This is a genomic window from Amycolatopsis sp. NPDC005232 (assembly GCF_040607795.1).
Taxonomy (GTDB): Bacteria; Actinomycetota; Actinomycetes; order Mycobacteriales; family Pseudonocardiaceae; genus Amycolatopsis.
Genome location: NZ_JBEXHL010000019.1, coordinates 123179 through 143939 on the forward strand (window position 1 = coordinate 123179; position 20761 = coordinate 143939).

At 70.8% G+C, this 20761-nt stretch carries 24 protein-coding genes; 13 read left to right on the forward strand and 11 right to left on the reverse strand.

The annotated features are described in order from the left end of the window. Positions 1-29: 29 nt before the first annotated feature. Positions 30-788 (reverse strand): IclR family transcriptional regulator, encoded by a 759-nt coding sequence (locus ABZU76_RS31760; RefSeq protein WP_354875900.1) that lies wholly within the window; start codon positions 786-788, stop codon positions 30-32. A 41-nt stretch (positions 789-829) separates the two neighbouring features. Here ABZU76_RS31760 and ABZU76_RS31765 point away from each other — a divergent pair, with 41 nt between their 5' ends. Together ABZU76_RS31765 and dmpG are read left to right on the forward strand one after the other, a co-directional pair. Then, the gene (locus ABZU76_RS31765; protein ID WP_354875902.1) at positions 830-1732 is read left to right on the forward strand and encodes an acetaldehyde dehydrogenase (acetylating); all 903 of its coding nucleotides are present in this window, start codon (positions 830-832) and stop codon (positions 1730-1732) included. Then, positions 1729-2781, forward strand: a complete 1053-nt coding sequence (gene dmpG, locus ABZU76_RS31770; protein ID WP_354875904.1) for a 4-hydroxy-2-oxovalerate aldolase — start codon at positions 1729-1731, stop codon at positions 2779-2781. Before ABZU76_RS31765 ends, dmpG begins: the two co-directional genes overlap by 4 nt. Before the next feature lie 11 nt (positions 2782-2792). Here the strand turns inward: dmpG and ABZU76_RS31775 are convergent, their stop codons facing one another. Continuing rightward, on the reverse strand, positions 2793-3389 hold the full coding sequence (locus ABZU76_RS31775; protein WP_354875906.1) for a TetR/AcrR family transcriptional regulator: 597 nt from the start codon (positions 3387-3389) through the stop codon (positions 2793-2795). A gap of 89 nt (positions 3390-3478) precedes the next feature. On the opposite strand from ABZU76_RS31775, the gene ABZU76_RS31780 reads away from it, so the two are divergent. The 5 genes from ABZU76_RS31780 to ABZU76_RS31800 all read left to right on the forward strand — a co-directional run bounded on the left by ABZU76_RS31780 (position 3479) and on the right by ABZU76_RS31800 (position 10916). After that, positions 3479-4405: an oxygenase MpaB family protein gene (locus ABZU76_RS31780; protein WP_354875908.1), complete on the forward strand. Its 927-nt coding sequence runs from the start codon at positions 3479-3481 to the stop codon at positions 4403-4405. A 15-nt stretch (positions 4406-4420) separates the two neighbouring features. Continuing rightward, a complete protein-coding gene (locus ABZU76_RS31785) occupies positions 4421-5446 on the forward strand; it encodes an LLM class F420-dependent oxidoreductase (protein WP_354875910.1) in 1026 nt (341 codons plus the stop codon). Positions 5447-5580: 134 nt separating this feature from the next. Beyond that, positions 5581-6900 (forward strand): MFS transporter, encoded by a 1320-nt coding sequence (locus ABZU76_RS31790; protein WP_354875912.1) that lies wholly within the window; start codon positions 5581-5583, stop codon positions 6898-6900. Further along, the gene (locus tag ABZU76_RS31795) at positions 6897-8315 is read left to right on the forward strand and encodes an aminotransferase class V-fold PLP-dependent enzyme (protein WP_354875913.1); all 1419 of its coding nucleotides are present in this window, start codon (positions 6897-6899) and stop codon (positions 8313-8315) included. The genes ABZU76_RS31790 and ABZU76_RS31795 overlap by 4 nt, the downstream gene beginning before the upstream one ends. A 180-nt stretch (positions 8316-8495) precedes the next feature. Next, positions 8496-10916, forward strand: coding sequence for a hypothetical protein (locus tag ABZU76_RS31800; protein WP_354875915.1), 2421 nt, complete (start codon positions 8496-8498; stop codon positions 10914-10916). A 29-nt stretch (positions 10917-10945) separates the two neighbouring features. On the opposite strand, the gene ABZU76_RS31805 is transcribed toward ABZU76_RS31800, so the two are convergent. The 8 genes from ABZU76_RS31805 to ABZU76_RS31840 form a co-directional block, all read right to left on the reverse strand. Continuing rightward, positions 10946-11218, reverse strand: coding sequence for a DUF6295 family protein (locus ABZU76_RS31805; RefSeq protein WP_220240918.1), 273 nt, complete (start codon positions 11216-11218; stop codon positions 10946-10948). A 27-nt stretch (positions 11219-11245) separates the two neighbouring features. After that, positions 11246-11989, reverse strand: coding sequence for a dienelactone hydrolase family protein (locus ABZU76_RS31810; RefSeq protein WP_354875917.1), 744 nt, complete (start codon positions 11987-11989; stop codon positions 11246-11248). Then, entirely contained in the window at positions 11986-13713 is a 1728-nt protein-coding gene (locus ABZU76_RS31815; protein WP_354875919.1) for an MFS transporter, read from the reverse strand. Before ABZU76_RS31815 ends, ABZU76_RS31810 begins: the two co-directional genes overlap by 4 nt. Then, positions 13710-14153, reverse strand: a complete 444-nt coding sequence (locus ABZU76_RS31820; RefSeq protein ID WP_354875921.1) for a MarR family transcriptional regulator — start codon at positions 14151-14153, stop codon at positions 13710-13712. Before ABZU76_RS31820 ends, ABZU76_RS31815 begins: the two co-directional genes overlap by 4 nt. Positions 14154-14368: 215 nt before the next feature. Continuing rightward, a complete protein-coding gene (locus ABZU76_RS31825; protein WP_354875923.1) occupies positions 14369-15463 on the reverse strand; it encodes a GTP-binding protein in 1095 nt (364 codons plus the stop codon). After that, the gene (gene rpmF / locus ABZU76_RS31830; protein ID WP_220240910.1) at positions 15460-15618 is read right to left on the reverse strand and encodes a 50S ribosomal protein L32; all 159 of its coding nucleotides are present in this window, start codon (positions 15616-15618) and stop codon (positions 15460-15462) included. The genes ABZU76_RS31825 and rpmF overlap by 4 nt, the downstream gene beginning before the upstream one ends. Then, positions 15618-15881, reverse strand: a complete 264-nt coding sequence (locus tag ABZU76_RS31835; protein ID WP_220240908.1) for a type B 50S ribosomal protein L31 — start codon at positions 15879-15881, stop codon at positions 15618-15620. The genes rpmF and ABZU76_RS31835 overlap by 1 nt, the downstream gene beginning before the upstream one ends. Then, entirely contained in the window at positions 15878-17137 is a 1260-nt protein-coding gene (locus tag ABZU76_RS31840; RefSeq protein WP_354875926.1) for a GTP-binding protein, read from the reverse strand. Before ABZU76_RS31840 ends, ABZU76_RS31835 begins: the two co-directional genes overlap by 4 nt. A 78-nt stretch (positions 17138-17215) precedes the next feature. Here ABZU76_RS31840 and rpmB point away from each other — a divergent pair, with 78 nt between their 5' ends. Genes rpmB through cobA form a run of 6 tightly spaced genes read left to right on the forward strand, consistent with a single transcriptional unit; the run spans position 17216 to position 19855 of the window. Beyond that, complete coding sequence (rpmB, locus tag ABZU76_RS31845) at positions 17216-17452, forward strand: 50S ribosomal protein L28 (RefSeq protein WP_220240905.1); 237 nt, start codon at positions 17216-17218, stop codon at positions 17450-17452. Further along, positions 17453-17620 (forward strand): 50S ribosomal protein L33, encoded by a 168-nt coding sequence (rpmG, locus tag ABZU76_RS31850; RefSeq protein ID WP_220240903.1) that lies wholly within the window; start codon positions 17453-17455, stop codon positions 17618-17620. Beyond that, positions 17620-17925 carry a 30S ribosomal protein S14 gene (rpsN, locus tag ABZU76_RS31855; protein WP_354875928.1) on the forward strand — a complete coding sequence of 102 codons (306 nt, stop codon included), beginning with the start codon at positions 17620-17622 and terminating at the stop codon, positions 17923-17925. Before rpmG ends, rpsN begins: the two co-directional genes overlap by 1 nt. A gap of 5 nt (positions 17926-17930) precedes the next feature. Next, positions 17931-18167, forward strand: coding sequence for a 30S ribosomal protein S18 (gene rpsR, locus ABZU76_RS31860; RefSeq protein ID WP_354875930.1), 237 nt, complete (start codon positions 17931-17933; stop codon positions 18165-18167). A 40-nt stretch (positions 18168-18207) separates the two neighbouring features. Next, positions 18208-18600, forward strand: a complete 393-nt coding sequence (locus ABZU76_RS31865; RefSeq protein ID WP_354875932.1) for an ankyrin repeat domain-containing protein — start codon at positions 18208-18210, stop codon at positions 18598-18600. A gap of 28 nt (positions 18601-18628) precedes the next feature. Then, positions 18629-19855 carry a uroporphyrinogen-III C-methyltransferase gene (cobA, locus tag ABZU76_RS31870; RefSeq protein WP_354875934.1) on the forward strand — a complete coding sequence of 409 codons (1227 nt, stop codon included), beginning with the start codon at positions 18629-18631 and terminating at the stop codon, positions 19853-19855. 10 nt (positions 19856-19865) lie between these two features. Here the strand turns inward: cobA and ABZU76_RS31875 are convergent, their stop codons facing one another. Beyond that, positions 19866-20741 (reverse strand): alpha/beta fold hydrolase, encoded by an 876-nt coding sequence (locus tag ABZU76_RS31875; protein ID WP_354875936.1) that lies wholly within the window; start codon positions 20739-20741, stop codon positions 19866-19868. Positions 20742-20761 lie beyond the last annotated feature (20 nt).

Consider the following 20761-nt stretch of genomic DNA (forward strand, 5'->3'; position numbering starts at 1 on the left):
CGTTGTGCGGCAAGAATTTTTCCGACCGCTCAGGTCTGGACAAACGAACGTGACAACGCGAGCGCGACCGTGCGCACTGCCGGGGCGACACGCTCCGTGCGCATCCGGGTCGCCCAGCCGGTGATGGAGATCGCCGCGACCGCCGTACCCGCCGCGTCGAGCAGGGGACTCGCGGCACAGACCACTCCGACGCCGGACTCCTCTCGTTCGAACGCCACGCCCTCGGCGTGGATGCGCGCGAGCTGACGGCGCAGCAACCCCGGTGCGGTGATGGTGCGCCGGCTGATGCGGGGGAGACCGGCGTCGATCACCCGCGCCACCAACGGTTCCGGCGAGAACGCGAGGATGGCCTTCCCGACGCCGGTGGCGTGGGCCGGGAAGCGGCCGCCGATGCGGGACGGCACATCCGGGGCGTCCGGGCCACGCAGCACGTCGAGGTAGACCACCTCGGTGCCCTCCAGCACGGCGAGGTGCACGGTGTTGCGCGTGGCCTCGCGCAGGTCGGCCAGCGACGGGCGCGCGGCCTCGACCAGACCACGGCGCCGGATCGCGAGCTGGCCGATCTCGAACAGCCGCAGCCCGAGCCGCAGCGCGGTGCCGTCGGGTTCGAGCAGGCCGTTGTCGCAGAGGTGGCGGGTCAGGCGGTGCACGGTCGTCTTCGCCAGCCCCGTCCGGCGCGCCAGCTCCGACACGCCGACGGTGTCGTCGCCCGGGCGGAAGGCACCCAGGATCGCCGCGACGCGCGAGGCGACCAGGCCTTCGCCGCCGTTCCGTCCAGTGGTACGCACCGGTTGAGTGTGCACCGTCGCGGCGAGGACCGTCGGAAAACATGGCGGAACGCAAGGTGACGGCCGCGATCGTCGGCCCCGGTAACATCGGCACGGACCTGCTCGCGAAGCTGCGGCGCAGCGAGAAGATCGACGTGCGGTACATGGTCGGCGTCGACCCGGCGTCCGACGGGCTCGCCCGCGCGGCGCGACTCGGCCTGGAGACTTCGCCGGACGGCGTCGACTGGCTCCTGCGCCAAGCCGAGCTTCCGCAGCTCGTTTTCGAGGCGACGTCGGCGAAAGCGCACCTCGCGCACGCGCCGCGCTACGCCGAAGCGGGCATCCGCTCGATCGACCTGACGCCCGCGGCCGTCGGCCCGTTCACCTGCCCCGCGGTGACGCCGCCGGACCGGCTCGACGTGCCGGACCTCAACCTCATCACCTGCGGCGGCCAGGCGACGATCCCCATCGTGCACGCCGTCGCCCGCGTGACTCCGGTGCCGTACGCGGAGATCGTCGCGTCCGTGTCCTCGCGCTCGGCCGGCCCGGGCACGCGCGCGAACATCGACGAGTTCACCGAAACCACCGCACGGGGCCTCGAAGAGGTCGGCGGCGCTGCGAAGGGCAAGGCGATCATCGTCATCAACCCGATGGACCCGCCCATGATCATGCGCGACACCGTGTTCTGCGCGGTCGGCGCCGACGCGGACTTCGCGGCGATCACCGACTCGATCCACCGCATGGTCGCCGAGGTCCGCCGGTACGTGCCCGGCTACACACTCAAAGCCGATCCGCAGTTCGACCCGCCGCGTCCCGAGTGGAACGGCGTCGCGCGAGTCGGCGTGTTCCTCGAAGTGGCGGGCAACGGCGACTACCTGCCGACCTACGCCGGCAACCTCGACATCATGACGGCCGCCGCGGCCCGTGTCGGCGACCTGGTGGCCGCGGAGCTGGTGTCGGCATGAGCGCGCCCATCCGGAACCAGCCGGCGGAGAACGCGCCGGTGCGACTGGTCGACACCACCCTGCGCGACGGCAGCCACGCCATGGCCCACCGCTTCACCGAACGCCAGGTGCGCGACACCGTCCGCGCGCTCGACGACGCCGGGATCTCGCTCATCGAGGTGACCCACGGCGACGGGCTCGGTGGTTCGACCTTCACCTACGGCTTCTCCCTCACCGACGAACGCGAGCTGATCGCCGCCGCCGTCGACGAGGCGAACCGCGCCAAGATCGCCGTGCTCCTGCTGCCCGGGCTCGGCACCGTCACCGACCTGCGCGTCGCCGCGGACCTCGGCGCCGGGGCCGCCCGCATCGCCACACACTGCACCGAAGCCGACGTTTCCGTGCAGCACTTCGGCGCGGCCCGCGACCTCGGTCTGGAAACCGTGGGATTCCTGATGCTGGCGCACATGGCGGCGCCCGAGGATCTCGCGAAGCAGGCGCGGATCATGGCCGACGCCGGCTGCCAGTGCGTCTACGTGGTCGATTCCGCCGGCGCGCTCATCCTCGAAGAAGCCGCCGTTCGCGTCGCCGCGCTCGTCGCGGAGCTGGGCGACGACGCGCAGGTCGGCTACCACGGTCACCAGAACCTCAGCTTCGGCGTCGCCAACTCCGTGCTCGCCTACCGCGCCGGCGCGCGGCAGATCGACGGTTCGCTCGCCGCCCTCGGCGCGGGCGCGGGGAACTCGCCGACGGAGGTGCTCGCGGCGACGTTCGAACGCCTCGGCGTTCCGACCGGCGTCGACAAGGACGTGCTGATGGCCGCGGCCGAGAACGTCGTGAAGAAGTACCTGACCCGGCTGCCGGTGATGGACCGCTCGTCGATCGTGCAGGGCTTCGCCGGCGTGTACTCGAGTTTCCTGCTGCACGCCGAGCGCGCGGCGGAACGCTACGGCGTGCCGGTGCACGAGATCCTGTACCGCGTCGGCGCGGAGCGCTACGTCGGCGGCCAGGAGGACATGATCATCGACATCGCGTTGCGGCTGCGGGCGGAACGCGCCCCGGCACGTTGAGCTCAGTGAGCTCAGTGATCGAACTCGTCCGCTCCGAGCACCAGCCGGACGCAGTGCGCGACGAGCCGTTCCCGGCTCACCCGCAGCGTGCCGTCGAGGTAGGCGATGAACACGTTGCTCAGCGCGCCGACCAGCCCGATCGACACCAGCTGCCGGTCGGTCTCGTCGCCGTGCGAGAGCTGTTCGCCGACGAGCGCCGCGAACGCCGGCAACAGGTGCAGGCCGCGGCGCGTCAGCGCGGGATCGGTCAGCGGCGCCAGCAACAGCACCCGCCCCTGGCGCGGGTCGTCGACCAGGAGGGCCACGAACGCCCGCACCGCGCGTTCCGCCCGCTGCCGCGGATCGGGTGCGTCGCGGATCGCGTCGACCAAAGCCTGGCGCGCCCGCTCGCCGACGTGCTCGTACACGGCCGCGACGAGCTCCTCGCGGTCGGCGAAGCTCTCGTAGAAGTAGCGCTCGGTCAGGTGGGCCTGGCGGCAGACCGCGCGCACGCTGACGGCCGCGGAGCCCTCGGTGCCGAGCAGGTCGAGGCCCGCGGCGACCAGCTGGTCCCGCCGCGCCGCCTTCCGATCGTCCAGCGTCGTGCCCGCCCACGTGCGGCCCGGCATATCCACTCCCGTAGTTGACTACGCCCGTTGTCACATCCTAACCTGACAACAGGCGTAGTCAGTTCATCGACCCGACCGCAGGAGCCGCCATGCCGGGGGAGGAGCCCGAACCGCTGGGACCGGACTCGCTCACGTGGCGCTACTTCGGCGACTGGCGGGGGCTGCTGATCGCCCTGTGGGCCGGGTCGATGCAGAACATGCACCCGGGTCTCGGCGCCGGCGTCGAGCAGCACTCGCGGTTCTTCGAGGAACGCTGGCAACGGCTGTTCCGCTCGCTCTACCCGATCGGCGGCGTGGTCTACGACGGCCCGCTCGCCCACCGGACCGCGCTCGAGGTGCGCGGGTACCACGACCGCATCAAGGGCGTTGACGCGAAAGGCCGCCGCTACCACGCGCTCGACCCGGACACGTTCTACTGGGCCCACGCCACGTTCTTCGTCAGCACGATCCTCATCGCCGACCACTTCATGGGCGGCATCGGCGAAGAGGAGAAGCGCAAGCTGTTCGACGAACACGTGAGCTGGTGGCGGATGTACGACATGACGATGCGGCCGGTCCCCGAGTCCTGGGAGGACTTCCGGCGGTACTGGAAGCACATGTGCGCCGAGGTCCTGGAGGACAACAAGGCCACGCGCGACGTTCTGGATCTGCGCGGCATCGCGAAACCGCCGAACCTGGCGTGGCTGCCCGACCTGCTGTGGCGGCCGGTCTCGATGGTGATCGCGCGGCAGTTCGTCTGGCTCACGGTCGGGCTCTACGACCCGGAGATCCGCGATCTGCTCGGCTTCACCTGGACCGCCCGCGACGAACGCCGGCACCGCTTCGCCGGGCGCGCGATCAACGCCGTGTTCTCGCTCGTCCCGCACGACCGCCGCTACCACCCGCGGGCGCGCGCCGGCCGGCGCCGGGCGAGGGGTGAGGTGGCCGCGAGCGTGCCCGTGGTCGAGACTCCACGGAGGAACCTGCCGCCCGTGGGGGAACGCGGCAAGCCGGAGCACTACTCGCCGAACATCTGAAGCACGGAGGGCCGCATGAAGCTGGGTTACCACCTCGGGTACTGGGGGAGCGGCCCGACGCCGGGCGCGCTGGAGGCGGTGGTCGAGGCCGAGCGCCTCGGGTTCGACTCGGTGTGGTCGGCGGAGGCCTACGGCTCCGACGCGTTCACCCCGCTCGCCTGGGCCGGTGCGTCGACCAGCCGCGTGAAGCTCGGCACCAACATCGTGCAGATGTCCGCGCGCACGCCCACCGCCACCGCGATGACAGCGCTGACGCTCGACCACCTCTCCGGCGGCCGGTTCGTGCTCGGGCTCGGTGCGTCGGGCCCACAGGTGGTGGAGGGCTGGTACGGCCAGCCGTACCCGAAGCCGCTGGCCCGCACCCGCGAGTACGTGGCGATCATCCGCCAGGTGCTGGCGCGCGAGGCACCCGTGACGCTCGACGGGCAGTTCTACCAGCTGCCGCTGCAAGGCGGAGCGGGGCTGGGCAAGGCGCTCAAGCCGACCGTGCACCCGCTGCGCGCCGACCTCCCGATCTACCTCGCAGCCGAAGGCCCCAAGAACGTCGCGCTGTCGGCGGAGATCTGCGACGGCTGGCTGCCGCTGTTCTTCTCGCCCAAGGCCGACGCGTTCTACCGGGCCGCGCTCGCCGAGGGGTTCGCCCGGCCGGGTGCCCGGCGCAAGCCCGAGGACTTCGAGGTGCCCGCGTCGGTGCCGGTGATCGTCCACGACGACGTGGAGGAGGCGGCGAGCTGGATCAAGCCGGCGCTCGCGTTGTACATCGGCGGCATGGGCGCCAAGGCCGTGAACTTCCACCACGACGTGTTCGCACGCCTGGGTTACGAGGAGGTGGCCGACAAGGTGCAGGAGCTCTACCTCGCCGGGCGCAAGGACGAGGCCGTCGCCGCGATCCCGACGTCGCTCGTGGAGGACACCTCGCTCGTCGGCCCGGCCGCGAAGATCCGCGAGGAGCTCGCTGCCTGGGAGGACACTGTGGTCACGACGCTGCTGCTGCGCGGCGACGCGGGGTCGCTGGCGAAGGTGGCCGAAGCCCTGTCGTGAGCAGGGCACGGGGCGAGGTCGGCCCGGTACTCGCGGTGCATTACGACGGTGGCACGATTCCCTCCGACCACTACCGGGGAACGGCGAAGATCCACTAGGTATTGCGTTCGTCGGACCGCCCTCGAGGAGGACCCTTGGCGCCGCTGCCCCGCCGGACGCGTTTCCGTTACTCGCTCGGCTCGTTCGTCACCGGCTCTTTCGGCACCGTGCCGGGCTTGCTGCTCCTGCCTTACCTCACGGACACGATGGCGGTGCCCGCCGCGGCGGCCGGCGTGATCGTGTTCGTGCCGAAGGCGTGGGACGTGGTGTTCAACCCGATCGCGGGCCGGCTGTCCGACGCGGACCTCGTGCGGACCGGCAGCCGGCGGCGGTTCCTGCTGGGCGGCGGCGTCGGCGTCGCGATCCTGTTTTTCGCGTTGTTCGCGCACCCGGGCTTCGGCAAGCCGGCGATCGACGCGACCTACGTGGTGATCGTGTTCTTCCTGTGTGCCACCGCGTACGCGTTCTTCCAGGTGCCGTTCAACGCGCTGCCGGCCGAGCTCACGGACTCGGCCGAGGAACGCACGAAGCTCACCAGCGTGCGCATCGGCGTGCTGGCCGTGGCGATCCTCGTGTCCGGCGGCGCCGCCCCGGCGATCACCGACATCCTCGAAGGCGTGGCCGGCTACCGGGTGATGGGCCTCGTGATGGCCGTGATCATCCTGCTCGCCACCCTGGGCGTCTACTTCGGTCTGCGCGGCGCGCCCGTCGGTTCGCTGCGGCCCAACGCCGTGAGCTTCAAGCAGCTGATCCGCACGATCGCGCAGTGGCGCCCGTTCTGCTGGCTGATGGGCTCGTACTTCATCCAGGCGCTGGGCATCGGCACGGTGCTCGCCGCCATCCCATACTTTGCCGAGCACGTGCTGGGCGACCCGAGCTACCGCACGGTGCTGTTCGTGGGCTTCGTCGGCCCGGCGCTGATCACGATGCCGCTGTGGCCGCGGCTGGGGCACCGCTGGGGCAAGCTCGTGGGCTTCCGCATCGCGACGGTCTCGTTCACCGTCGGCCTGCTCGGGATGCTGTTCGCCAAGGACATCCCGTTCGCGGTGACGATGGTGTTCGTCGCGCTGTCGGGCATCGGGTACGCCGGGATCTCCGTGTTCCCGCTGGCGATCCTGCCCGACCTCATCAGCGCCGAAGAGGAACGCACCGGCGAGACCCGCGCGGGCATCACGGCCGGCGTGTGGACGGCGTCGGAGACGCTGGGGCTGGCGCTCGGACCGGGCCTGTTCGGGCTGGTGCTGCAGGCCGGCGGTTACGTGTCGAGCACCGACGCGACGACCGCGCAGCCGTCCTCGGCGATCACGGCCATCACCGTGGGCTCCTCGGTGTTGCCGGCGGTGCTCATCGCGCTGGCGATCCCGCTCCTGCGCCGCAAGGTGCTCGAGCCGCGGCCGGTGGAGCCGCAGCGGTGACCGACGTCCTGGCCGAGCTGCGGGCGCTGCGCGCGGGCGACCTGCCGACGCATGGCGGGCACACGCTCGCCTACGTCTACGACAGCGGTCTGTCCGAAGTGGACGAGATCGCGGCGGCCGCGCACGCGCTCGCGTCGTCGGCCAACGGCCTGGACCCCACGGCGTTCCCGAGCCTGCTGCGCCTGGAGAACGACCTTGTCGGGCGCGCGGCGGGGCTCCTGGGCGCAACCGCGGAAACGGTCGGCACGGTGACGTCCGGCGGCACCGAGTCGTGCCTGCTCGCGGTGCTGGCCGCGCGCGACGCCCGGCCGGACATCTCCGCGCCGAGCATCGTGCTGCCCGACACCGCGCACGCGGCTTTCCACAAGGCGGCGCACCTGTTCGGGCTGCGCAAGATCGTGGTGCCGGTCGACGCGAAGACCTTCCGCGCGGTGCCGGACGCCATGGCCGCGGCGATCGACGAGTCCACCGTGCTCGTCGTGGCGAGCGCGCCTTCCTACGCCCACGGCGTGGTCGACCCGATCCCGGAGATCGCGGCCGCCGCGGCCGCTCGCGGTGTGCGGATGCACGTGGACGCGTGCATCGGCGGCTGGGTGCTGCCGTACTTCGCGAAGCTGGGCGCGGACGTGCCGCCGTTCGACTTCCGCGTGCCAGGCGTCACGAGCATCTCGGTGGACCTGCACAAGTACGCCTACTGCGCGAAGGGCGTCTCGGTGCTCCTGCACGCGAACGCCGAGCTGCGGCGCACGCACTACTTCGCCAGCGCGGCCTGGCCGGGCTACACGATGCTGAACCCGACGCTGCAGAGCACCCGCTCCGGCGGCCCGCTCGCGGCCGCGTGGGCCGTGGTGAACCACCTCGGCGAGGACGGCTACTTGCGCCTCGCGGAGGTGACCCGCGAGGCCGTGACCCGGATCCGCGCGGGGGTCGAGACCCTGCCGGGCCTGCGGATCCTGGGCGACCCGGACTCGACGCTGATCGCCTTCGCCACGACCGGCACGGCCGACGATGGGTTCGACCTGTTCACGGTCGCGGACGAGATGAAGGTGCGCGGCTGGTACGTACAGCCGCAGTTCGCCCACGGCGACTCGCCGCTGAACCTGCACCTCACGATCACGGCCGCGAACCACGGCAGCGAGGCAGAGTTCCTCGCGGACCTGACCGCCTCGGTCGCCTCGGCACGCGAAGCCGGTCCGACGTCGGTGGACCCGGACGTGGCCGCGTTCGTGGCGGCCCTGGACCCGGAAACCCTGACGGCGGAGCAGTTCGCGGGCCTGCTCGCCGCGGCCGGCCTCGTCGGCGACGCCGGCCTGCCCGAGCGGATGGCACCGATCAACGCACTGCTGGCGACAGCGGCGGAACCGCTGCGGGAACGGCTGCTGCTGGAGTTCCTCGGCGCGCTCTACACGCCCTGACCGGCTGGCCCGGATGTCCGAAATCGAACCCGCCAAACCGGGTTTTGGGTGCAAACTGGTGCGGTGCCGACGCCCTCTCTAACAGATCACTCCGAGCAGGGACCGCGCCTGGGCTTCGTGCCTGCACGCAGATCGACGCTGCGTGTCCTCACGGCGGGTGGACTTTCCCTCATCCTGATCGTGACGCTGCAGGACACGCTGGGGTTCGCGTCCATCCCGATGCTCGGTCTGGGTGTCGGGTGTTGCGCCGCGTCCGGCTTTGTGACATTGACAGTCCGACGGAGCATGGCTGCGTCGGCGCGCGAAATGCAGCCGGACGACGAAGTCACGGAATCCCTGCGGAGCGTCGACTTCGACGACTTCGATGCCTGGACGGCCAGGCTCGCTCTTCTCATGCTGCTCGACGAAGCCCTCGCCGACAAAAAAGTCGTTGCGGCCTTGGCTGGTGAAGAGGTACCGCGCCAGGAAGTTCATGCGCAGTTGGTTGCCGATGATGCACTCCTGACTCGGATTCGAATCGAGCAAGATCGGTCGGTCAGTGCGGGCAAGCACCAGTTGTCGGTGACCTCGCCGCTGGCGTCTTTGCGCGGCGGCCAGTACTTCTGGCTCGCGATTACAGCGATACTCGGAGTCGGCTACATTTCCTTGATGCGGGCCGCTTGGCCCCTGCTGTCGTTGCCGATGCACGTGTTCGCGATCGTGGGGTTCTGTGCGGTTGCCGCGCTGTCGACCCGGATGTTGGCGCGGCGAGTACCGGACGTACTCGCGATCCCGCGACCGTCACATCAGACCGAGCCACATCCCGACCTTCTGCGAATCGGTGACCGCGGTGGTTACCTATTGGCTGAGGTCGTTGTGCCGGCCGTCCTGGACTACGCCCGAGTTCACCGTTCGCGCCGCCATGGCACCGCTCTCGTTCTCAACGGCGTGTCTGGCCTCCGTGAAGCTGAGAGCGCGGAGACCTTGATGACCGCCGGGGCAGAACGGCTCCGGCGGATCATCGAGCGGACGGATTCGGGGGCGGTGGCGCTCGCCGGATCGCGAGGAGTCGGCAAGACGACGGCAATCGAAGCCATGCGCCATGGTCGGTTGACCACCGCCGGCGAGCCACCGCTCGTAGTCATGGCGTCCGCTCCTGCCAACTACGAGGCCCGGGACTTCGTCCTGCATCTGCATGCGCTGCTGTGCCGGACGGTGATCGACAAGACCAATGAGGCGCTGCTGCCATTCTGGCCGCTCAGCAAACGCAGCATCGGGGCGGTGCTGCGTCAGGGTGCCGCCAGGCTGCTGAGGTTCCTCCTCTTCGCGGGTTTCGCTCTCGGCGCCGCCGTCCTGTTGTGGGGCGCGCCGTTGTCCAGATTCCCGGTGGAGATCGCAGCTCTGCTCACCACCGCGGTCGCGGACCTGCCTGTGTCCGCCGGTGTGCTGTGGGAATCTCAGCCGACAGCTCACATCATCACCTTGGCACTGATTGCCCTGGTCGCGTGGAGACTCACGCTTGCATTGGTGCTCGCGCCGTTCGACCTACTCACCCGTTCCGGGATACGCCGACGTCACCGCGACCTCTTCGAATTGCGCAGCGCTGCTGTGCGTCAGCTGGCTCAGACAAGATTTCTTCAGACGTACACCACGGGCTGGTCGGGCAAGCTGAGCCTGCCGTTGAAGGGCGAGGCCGGCCGGACCTGGTCGACGCAGCGGGCCGAGCAGCAGCTCACGCACCCGGAAGTCGTCGAGACGCTGCGATCCTTCGCCGCCGAAACGTCACGCGCGTTGCGGAAGGCCGGCCTGATCGAGCGCATGGTGATCGCCATCGACGAGCTGGACAAGATCGGCGAGCCGGAGAAAGCCCACCAGTTCATCAACGACATCAAGGGCGTCTTCGGTGTGTCAGGCTGCCTGTTCTTCGTGTCGGTGTCGGACGACGCCGTACTGAACTTCGAGCAGCGCGGGTTGGGGATTCGCGACGCGTTCGACAGCGCGTTTTCCGAAATGGTGCGGCTGGACCACTTCACGCTCGACGAGAGCAGGCGTTGGATGGCATCGCGGGTAGAGGGGATCACGGAGCAGTTCTGCTACCTCTGTCACTGCCTGTCCGGCGGACTGCCCCGAGACCTGCGGCGGTACGCCGTCGAAATGGTCGACGTGGCGGCAACGGTCCACCAGCCGAGCCTCGCGACCGTGACCGAGACGTTGGTGCGAAGGGATCTCTCCAGCAAGATCCACGCGCTGACCGCGCTCACCACCACCCTCGACACAACGCCCGAGCATGTAGCACTCACCGCTCGGCTGCTCGCCATCCCTGACACGGGGGGCCCACTCGAGCTCGCCCGCATCGCCGTGGACCTTGTCGAAGAATCAGCGGAGGGATCGGTGAACGAGACCGACGCCCTTCGCTGGAACGCGGCCTGCTTCACCCTGTTCTGCGCCACGCTCCTGGAAGTCTTCGGCAACGACCTCGACCAGGACCAGCTCTCCAGGGAATTCCACCACCTCGCCCTCGCGCGCCGGCAGATGGCGGCGCACCCGCATCTGGCGTGGCGGCGGATCGTGGATTTCCGCAAGGCCCGCGACCTTGACCCGGGCGTGCAGGTCGAGGCATGACCTGCACACCCGGGTAGCCGCGGCCGGGGTTACTGGTTACGCGAGGCCAGCCCGGCCGGCGCGGAGGCCAGCGCGGTGTGGATCGCGTCGGCGAGAGCGAGCGCGTCTTCTTCGGTCAGTTCCAGCGCGACGCGCGCGGCCGGGCCCATCGCCGGGTTGCGGAAGTCGATGTTCACGGTGTGGGCGAACCGGGCGTGCGTCGGGTGGTCGACGTAGACGGTGGCTTCGTTGACGCTGTGCCAGCCGGTCGCGCTCTTGCCGCTGCCCTCCACGGCGAACTTCTCGGTGAGATAGGTGCACATGGGAAACGTCCTTCCTGCGAAGCGGAATCAGGCCGCGAGGTGCCGGCCGTAGAAGTCGAGGATCTTGGCCCAGCCGTCCACGGCGGCTTCCGGCCGGTAGCTCGGGCGGTCGACGGCGAAGAACGCGTGGCCGGCGCCGTCGTAGGTGTGGAACTCGTGCTCCTTGCCGAGGCGGTCGAGCTCGGCGGCGAGCTTCGCGGTCTCCTCGGGCGCGGGGTACTGGTCGTCGGCGCCGAAGATGCCGAGCAGCGGGGCCGACAACTGCGGCGCGAGGCCCAGCAGTGGCTTCATCGACGCGGGCATGCCGGCCGGCGGCTCGTTCACCACGAACGCGCCGTAGCAGTCCACCGCGGCGTCGACCTGGGTCGAGCACGCGACGAGGAACGTCTGGCGGCCGCCGGAGCAGTGGCCGATCACGCCGATCTTGCCGTTGGCGCCGTCCAGCGCCTTGAGGTACGCGGCCGCACCTTCGACGTCGCCGACGAGGCGCTCGTCGGGCACGCCGCCGTTGGCGCGGACGGTCGCGGCGGCGTCGTCCGGGCTCGCGCCCGGCGCCTCGCGCGAGTACAGGTTCGGGCACAGCGCCGCGAAACCCTCGGCGGCGAAGCGGCGCACCATCTCCTTGGTCGCCGGGTCGTAGCCGGGCATGTGGTGGATCACCACGACGCCGCCGCGCGGAGCGGGGTCGAGCGGGTGCGCCAGGTACGCCTCGATCTCGTCACCGCCGTGGCCGGTGATCGTGACGGTGCCGGCGGTGAGCGTGTCGTTCATCCGTTCTCCTTGTCCGGGGTGCTGCGTTGCTCGCCCGCGCGCGGGGCGAGGTCGGGGTGGAAGTAGCGCTTGCCGCGCGACACCGAGGCGAGGCCCGCGACGAGCGCCATCACGGCGGCCGCCGTGAAGACCGTGACCAGTCCGTTGTGGAACGGGCCGGAGATGAGCTGCGGGAAGAACTCCTTGCCGGTCAGCGCCGCCGAGTCGCTCGGCGACAGTCCGGAAAGGACACCCGGGCCGAGCAGGTGCGCCATCGGGTTGCTGCCGAGGAACGCCGCGAACAGTGTGCTCACGGGCGGCAGCTGGGCGACGTTCGCCGCGACGTCGGCGGGCACGCCGTGGGCCTGCAGCCCGCCGGTGAGCGTGGCGGGCAGCGAGCCGGCCAGGCCCGCGATCATCAGCGAGAAGAACACGCCGATCGACAGCGCGGTCCCGGAGTTCTGGAACGTCGAGCGCATGCCCGACGCGACGCCGCGCTGGTGGTCGGCGACGCTGCTCATGATGGCCGAGGTGTTGGGCGCCGAGAACATCCCCTGCCCGATCCCGCTGATCACGAGCAGCAGCGCGAACACGGGGTAGGAGAAGTCGACCGGCAGCGCCAGCAGGCCGAGGAACGACCCGGCGACGAGCACGAGCCCGCCGGTGGAGAACAGCCGCGCGCCGAACCGGTCGGACAGGTAGCCGGACATCGGGCCGGCGATGAGGAACCCGACCGTGAGCGGCAGCAGGTAGATCCCGGCCCACAGCGGGGTTTTCTCGTACTCGTACCCGTGAAGCGGCAGCCAGATGCCCTGCAGCCAGATGATCAGCATGAACTGCAGCCCGCCGCGCGCGATCGACGTGAGCAGCACCGCGAGGTTGCCCGCGGTGAAGGCCCGGATCCGGAACAGCGAGAGCTGGAACATCGGTTCCTTCACGCGCGTCTCGATCACGCCGAACGCGACGAGCAGCAGCACTCCGGAACCGATGCCGCCCAGCACCCACGGGCTGCCCCAGCCGGTGGCCGCCCCGCCGTAGGGCTGGATGCCGTAGGTGATCGCGGCGAGCAGCACACCGGTGCCGAGGGCGAAGGTGACGTTGCCGCCCCAGTCGACGCGCGCCCGGCGCGGCTTGCCGATCTCGCGCAGGCTGCGGATCGACCACACCGTGCCGAGGATGCCGAAGGGCACACTCACCCAGAACACCGCGCGCCAGTCGATCTCGGCGAGCAGGCCGCCCGCGACGAGACCGAGGAACTGCCCGGCCAGCGCGGTGATCTGGTTGATGCCGAGTGCCATGCCGCGTTGTTCACGCGGGAACGCGTCGGTGAGGATCGCGGCGGAGTTGGCCGTGAGCATGGACCCGCCGACGGCTTGGATGATGCGCCAGCCGATCAGCCACAGCGCGCCCTGCCCGCCGTGGAACGGGTCGAACGACAGCGCCACCGACGCGACGCTGAAGATCACGAACCCGACGTTGTACATCTTCACGCGGCCGAACATGTCGCCGAGTCGCCCGAGCGTGACCACGAGCACCGCCGACACCAGCAGGTAGCCCAGGATCATCCAGAGCAGGTAGCCGATGTTGCCCGGCGCGAGCGGATCGAGCCCGATGCCGCGGAAGATCGCGGGCAGCGAGATGATCACGATCGACCCGTCGAGGGCCGACATGAGCACGCCGAGGGTGGTGTTGGAGAGGGCGACCCACTTGTAGCGGTCTCCGCGGTTGGTGGTTGTGGTTGTCACAGTTGGTCTGCCAGGCGTTCGAGCAGCGGGATCACCTCGAGAAGTCGGTGGCGTTCCTCGGCGGTGAAGCCGCCGGCCAGGGCTTGGGCGACGCGTTGGGTGCTCAGCGAGCGCCGGTCGGTCAGGAGCTTGCGGCCGGTCGCGGTCACGGACATCAGGACGCGGCGGCCGTCGGCGGCGTCGGGGCTTCGGCTCACGAGCCCGCGTTCGACGAGCCCGGCCAGGGTCGCGCCCATGGCCTGCGGCTTCACCCGCTCCTGCTCGGCCAGGTAGCCGGGCGTGGAGGGCCCGTCGCGGTCGAGCCGCGAGAGCACGGAGCTCTCCGAGAGCGTGGCCTCGCCCGCCACGTAACCCTGCCGCATCCGGCGCACCAGCCGCCCGAGCGCGATCCTCAGGTCGGCGGCGGCCTCGACGAGATCTTTGGTGATCCGATCCGGCATATTAGTCAACCTAGACTGATAAACCTGGATTGATCAACCTTCGCGAAACACCCCTAACCCCAACGAATCGCCCAGTTCAGACGTGGTGTGTCCGGCGTGGACCGAGCCTGATCCGCATGATCACGCGGCCAGGTGAACGATCAAGGAACTCCCGGGAACACGAAGGCCGCGCGCCCGGTGTGATCCGGGTCGCGCGGCCTTCGGTGCGTCTGTCCTCAGTGGACGTGCATGGGCTCCCAGGCGGGGAAGGGATCCGCCGTCACCGGCTCGTCGGTGAGGCACGCCTCGAGCGCGGCCAGCAGTGGACCGCCGGCGAGCCCGACGCCGATGAAGACCAGCTCCTGCCGCGGCGCGTCGGTCACCCCCTGTGGTTCGAACCGCGCCACCGAGCCCGCCTGCGACCACAGGCCGAGCACACCCGGTCGCGACGCGAGCGTGAAGAACCCCTTGGAGCGCAACACCGTGCCGAACTCGCCCGAGTCGAGGCGGGTCGTGACGAAGTCCCACAGTGGTGCCGGGTCGAACGCCCGGGTGGCGCGGAACACGACGCTGGAGATGCCGTACTCCTCCGTCTCCGGCACGTGGTCGCCGTTGAGCTCCGCGACCCAGCCCGGGGCCTGCTGCGCCCGCAGCGGGTCGTGACGACCGGTGCCGACCACCCGCCCGAGCGGCACCCGGCCGAACTCCGCCGTCACCACGTCGGCGCCCGGGTTGAGCCGGCGCAGCGCCGCCACCAGGCGGTCGGCCTCGGCGGGGGAGACGAGGTCGGTTTTGTTCAGCAGCAGCACGTCGGCGAACTCGACCTGGTCCACGAGCAGGTCGCTGACCGTGCGCTCATCGCCGTCGTACTGGTCGAGGCGGCGCTCGGCCAGGGAATCGCCACCGGCCAGCTCACGGCCGAAGTTCACGGCGTCGACCACGGTCACCATCGTGTCCAGCCGGGCGCCGGAGAGCGCCGGGCTGCCGTCGTCGCCGGGGAAGGAGAACGTGGCGGCGACCGGCATCGGCTCGGAGATCCCGCTCGACTCGATGAGCAGGTGGTCGAATCGCCCCTCCGCCGTCAGGCGCGCGACCTCGTCGAGCAGGTCTTCGCGCAGGGTGCAGCAGATGCACCCGTTGGTCAGCTCGACCAGGCGCTCCTCGGTGCGGGAGACGCTGTCACGCACGAGCGCGGCGTCGATGTTGACCTCGCTCATGTCGTTCACGATCACCGCCACCCGCAGGCCTTCGCGGTTGGCGAGGATGTGGTTGAGCAGCGTCGTCTTGCCCGCGCCGAGGAACCCCGACAGGACGGTGACGGGCACGCTCACCGGTCGAGCCGCTGGAAGTGCTTGATCAGGCGGCGCGGCACAAGCTTGCGCTCGCCGTCGACCGTGATCGGCACCAGGTCGGGCACCGCGGCCTTCCACTGCGCGCGGCGCGCGCGGGTGTTGCTGCGGGACTTCTTCCGCTTCGGCACGGCCATCAGCGCGCACCGCCCTTCTCGCGACGGCCGTAACGGCGGTGGAACTTCTCGACCTGGCCCGCGGAGTCGACGATCCGCTGGTTGCCGGTCCAGAACGGGTGCGACCACGAGCTGATGTCCACGACCACGAGCGGGTAGGTGTTGCCGTCGCTCCACTCGATCGTCCGCTCGGACGTGGCGGTGGAGCGGGTGAGGAACGCGTCGCCCGTGGACGAGTCGCGGAACACCACGGGGTGGTAGTCGGGGTGGATGCCGGGTTTCACTGCGGTTCTTCCTTTCGGTTCGCGGCGTTGACGTGCCGCTCTTCGTCTTCGTCGTCGGTTTCGATGGCCTCGCACGGGTCTTCGTGCCACTCGCCGAACGGGTCGGGGTAACTGCGCCAGGCAGCTTCTCCTTCGGCCAGCTCGGCGTCGGTGAGCAGCGCGGCGTGCAGCGCGTCCTCGATTTCCTTCGGTGCCACCAGATCCGTGACCACGACGAGCTCCTGTGCGCGGTCGCCGTGCACCGGGTGCCAGCGCAGCGACGCGAGCGTGCGGCGTTCGGGGGAGACCTCGGCCCAGTCCGGGCCGTCGGGCGAGGCGAGCCACGGCCCGGCGTGCCCGATCGCGAGGCCGCCGCCCGCCGACTCGAGCCAGAACGCGATGTCGGGCTGGCTCGCGACCCACGCGCGGCCGCGGGTGCGGATCACGCCGCCCAGCAGCGTGTCGATCGCCTCGTGCAGGCGCTCGGGGTGGAACGGCCGCTGCGAGGTGAAGGTGAGCACCTCGATCCCGCAGTCGGCGTGCAGCGGCGGCTGGCCCCGCAGGAGCGCGCCGTGCAGGTCGATCACCTCGCCGCGCCGCGATTTCGCGGGCACGGCGGCGAAAAGCAACGCGGCGTTCGCGCCCTTCAGCACGACGCGCGGGACCGACGGCGCGACGCGGTCGAGCACAGCCGCGGTTTTTGCGGCGCACCACGCATCGGGCACTTCGCCCGCGAGCACCAGCACGTCGGCGAACTCCACCTGCGCGAGCGCGACCTGCGCGACGCTGCGCTCGTCCTCGGGGCTGCCCAGCAGGCCGCGTTCCAGGAGCAGCTCGTCGCCGGACGCGTCGGCGAGCCAGGCCGCGCGGTCGACGGTGGTGAACACGGCCTCGATCTCGACGTCGTCGCTCACGGGCCGGTCACCGACGAGCACGTTGGCGATCGCCCAGCTCACCGGCTCGGGCTCCATGGCCTCGTCGAGGCGCAGCACGATCCTGTCCACCTCCGGCAGCCGGGCGAGCCGGCGAAGCAGCGGCAGGAGGTCTTCGCGCAGCGTGCAGTTCACGCAGCCGTGGGCGAGCTCCAGTGCGGTGAGCTGGTCGCGGGGGCCGAGGCGGATCCGCCTGCGGACGATGCCGCTGCCGATCTGCCGCAGGTCGTGGTGGACCACGGCGACGCCGGGGCCGGCGCGGCGCAGCAGTTCGGCGAGCTCGTCGTTGTCTTCGGCGGCGAGCCCGCTGACGAGCACGAGCGGGACACGCGGGTGTGGGGTCACTGAAGCTCCAGTCGACGGGACGGGGTACGGTTGCCAGCGTAATTGAAAACGAATATCACTATCAACTCGGGAGGGTCCGTGTCAGCCGTGTGCCAGGTCACCGGCCGCAAGCCGGGCTACGGCAAGCAGGTCTCGCACTCGCACCGCCGCACGTCACGGCGCTGGGAGCCGAACCTGCAGACCCGCCGCTACTACGTGCCGAGCCTCGGCCGGACCGTGCGGCTCAAGGTGTCGGCGAAGGGCATGAAGACGATCGACAAGCGCGGGATCGACGCGGTCGTCGCAGAACTGGCCGCGAAGGGGGTGAAGCTCTAGATGGCGAAGAGCACCGACGTCCGGCCGATCATCAAGCTGCGCTCCACCGCGGGCACCGGCTACACGTACGTGACGAAGAAGAACCGGCGCAACGACCCCGACCGGATGGTCCTGCGCAAGTACGACCCCGTGGTGCGCAAGCACGTCGAGTTCAAGGAAGAGCGCTGATGGCGAAGGAGTCGAAGATCGCGAAGAACGAGCAGCGGAAGGTGATCGCCGCCCGCCACGTCGAGAAGCGCCGCGCGCTCAAGGCTGTGATCGCCTCGCCGCACTCGTCGGCGCAGGACAAGGCCGCCGCGGTCGTGGCGTTGCAGCGCATGCCGCGCGACGCGAGCGCCACGCGGATCCGCAACCGCGACGCCGCCGACGGGCGCCCGCGCGGCTTCCTGCGCAAGTTCGGCCTGTCGCGCGTGCGGATGCGGCAGATGGCGCACAACGGCGAGCTGCCCGGCGTCAGAAAGTCGAGCTGGTGAGGCGCATGCCGAAGCACGAACGCGTGCCCCGCAAGCGGGCGAACCCGTTGCACGCCCGGGGGATCACGGCCGTCGACTGGAAGGACGTCGACCTGCTGCGGATCTTCATCTCCGACCGCGGCAAGATCCGCGCCCGCCGCGTGACGGGGCTGACGCCGAATCAGCAGAAGCAGGTGGCGTCGGCCATCAAGAACGCGCGGGAGATGGCGCTGCTGCCCTACCCGAACTCCGCCCGGGGTTGAGCACCCGGCGTCCCGGGAGCCGGCGTGCCAGACTCGGCGCATGGCTTCCGGGACGCCGTCGGACGAGGAGCTCGACCTCTGCGCCCGCGTGTTCACCATGGCGCGTGCGGGCGACACGGAGCGCCTCGCCGCGTACGTCGACGCCGGCATCCCCGCGAACCTCACCAACGACCGCGGCGACACCTTGGTGATGCTCGCCGCTTACCACGGGCACGCGGAGACGGTGGCCGCGCTGCTGGCGCGCGGCGCGGATCCGAACCGGGTCAACGACCGGGGCCAGAGCCCGCTCGCCGGCGCCGTGTTCAAGCACGAGCCCGAGGTCGTGAAGGCGCTGGTGGCGGGTGGTGCCGATCCACGGGCGGGCACACCGTCCGCGGTCGAGTCGGCGACGATGTTCGGCAACACCGGGCTGCTGGCCCTGCTGCAGCGCTGAGCGGGCCGGGCAGGCAGACTTTCGGGCTATGGACGACCCGCACTACCTCTCCGGACTCCAGCTCGCCGGCCGCCGCGTCGTGATGGTCGGGGGCGGCTCGGTCGCCCAGCGCCGCCTCCCGCGGCTCATCCGCGCGGGCGCGCGGGTGGAGCTGGTCTCGCCCCACACCACGCCGTCGGTGAGCGCGATGGCCGACGCGGGCGAGCTGGTCTGGCACGAGCGCCGCTACGCCGAGGGCGACCTCGCCGACGCCTGGTACGCGCTCGCCTGCACCGACGACCCCGAGGTCAACGCCGCCGTGTGCGCCGAAGCCGAACGCGAGCGCGTGTTCTGCGTGCGCGCCGACGAGGGGGAGTCCGGCAGCGCCGTGACCCCGGCTTCGGGCCGCCACGGCGGGCTGCTGTTCGGCGTCCTGTCCGGCGGTGAGCCGCTGCGCTCGGCCGCCGTGCGCGACAGCATCCTCGACGCCCTGCACGCCGGCACCGTCAAGGATGCTGCCGGCGGCCGCGCGCCGCGAGACTCCGACACCGAGCTGCCTGGCGTCGCCCTGGTCGGCGGCGGCCCGGGCGACCCGGACCTGATCACCGTCCGCGGCCGCCGGCTGCTCTCGCGCGCCGACGTGGTGGTCGTCGACCGGCTCGCGCCGCGCGAGCTGCTGGACGAGCTCGCGCCCGAGGTCGAGGTCGTCGACGCGGCGAAGATCCCGTACGGCCGCGCCGCGAGCCAGGACGTGATCAACAGCACGCTGATCGAGAAGGCCAAGGAGGGGAAGTTCGTCGTCCGGCTCAAGGGCGGCGACCCCTACCTGTTCGGCCGCGGGTTCGAGGAGGTCCTGGCCTGCGCCGAGGCGGGCGTGCCGGTGACCATGGTCCCGGGCATCACGAGCGCGTTCGCGGTCCCCGCCGTGGCCGACGTGCCGGTCACCCACCGCGGCGTCGCCCACGAGGTCGTGGTCGTTTCGGGCCACGTCGCGCCCGGTGACCCGCGTTCGCTGGTCGACTGGTCCCTGCTGGCCGGCCTGCGCGGCACGATCGTGCTGATGATGGGCGTCGAACGGCTGCCCCAGTTCGCGGCGGCGCTGCTGGACGGCGGCCGCCCCGCCGGCACGCCGGTCGCCATCGTCGAAGACGGCACCATGCGCACACAGCGCACCCTGCGCTCCACGCTGGGGAAGGTGGCCGGCGAAGCGGCCGCCGCCGGTGTCCGGCCGCCGGCGGTGATCGTGTTCGGCCCGGTGGCCGGCCTCGCGAAGTGACCCGGCCGGGTCAGCTTTCGTAGCAGCGCTCGGCGAAGTCGGTGATCGCCGAGGTCAAGCGTTTCGGGTCGGAGCGGAGCTCGACCGGGCTGCGCGCCTGGACGAACTCCGCACCGGGCATGTCGGCGGCCAGGGTGTCGGCGTCACCGAAGGGGTGGATCGGATCGCCTTCGTGGCCGATCACCAGCGCGGGCGTGGCGATGGCCCGGCGTACCGACTTCGGCGGCGCGATGCGGCCGAACAGCACGCCGTGCAGGAGCGCGGCCATCGGCTCGGGCTGCTGGGTCAGGGTGTCGGTGACGACGTCGACCCACTGGCTGCCGTGGGGCACGAGGTTGGCGGCCAGCGCGACGCCGCGCACGGTCACGGGCAGGAAGCGCGCGGCGAACAGCAGCGGGGCGAACGTGAGCAGCCCGGCGACGATCGCGTTGTCCAGCACCGGCATCTCCACGACCAGCCCGCGGGCGCGGGACGGCTGCGCGACCGCCACCTCGAGCGCCACGTTCGCGCCGAGCGACGTCCCGCCGAGCACGGCGTCGGGCAGGTCGAGGTGGTCGAGCAGCGCCACGGCCTGCTCCCCGAACGCCGGCATCGAGTAGCGCCACGACTCGGTCGGCCGGTCGGACTCGCCGTGGCCCAGCAGGTCGAGGGTGATCACGCGGAAGCCCGAGCGGGCGAGCCGGCGGGCCAGGGGAGCGTGCATGCGGCGGGTGAACATGATGCCGTGCATCAAGACCACCACGCGCTCGCCCGAGCCGTACTCGGTGTAGGCCAGGCGGTGGCCGTCGCAGGTGAACGAGCCGGACAGCTCGATCGGACGCGAGCGGCGCGCCGGCGGGGGATCCGCAGGCAGGTCGTCGACGGCAAGAACGGGGGCCGGGGCCATGCGCCACCTTCCTCTCGTGG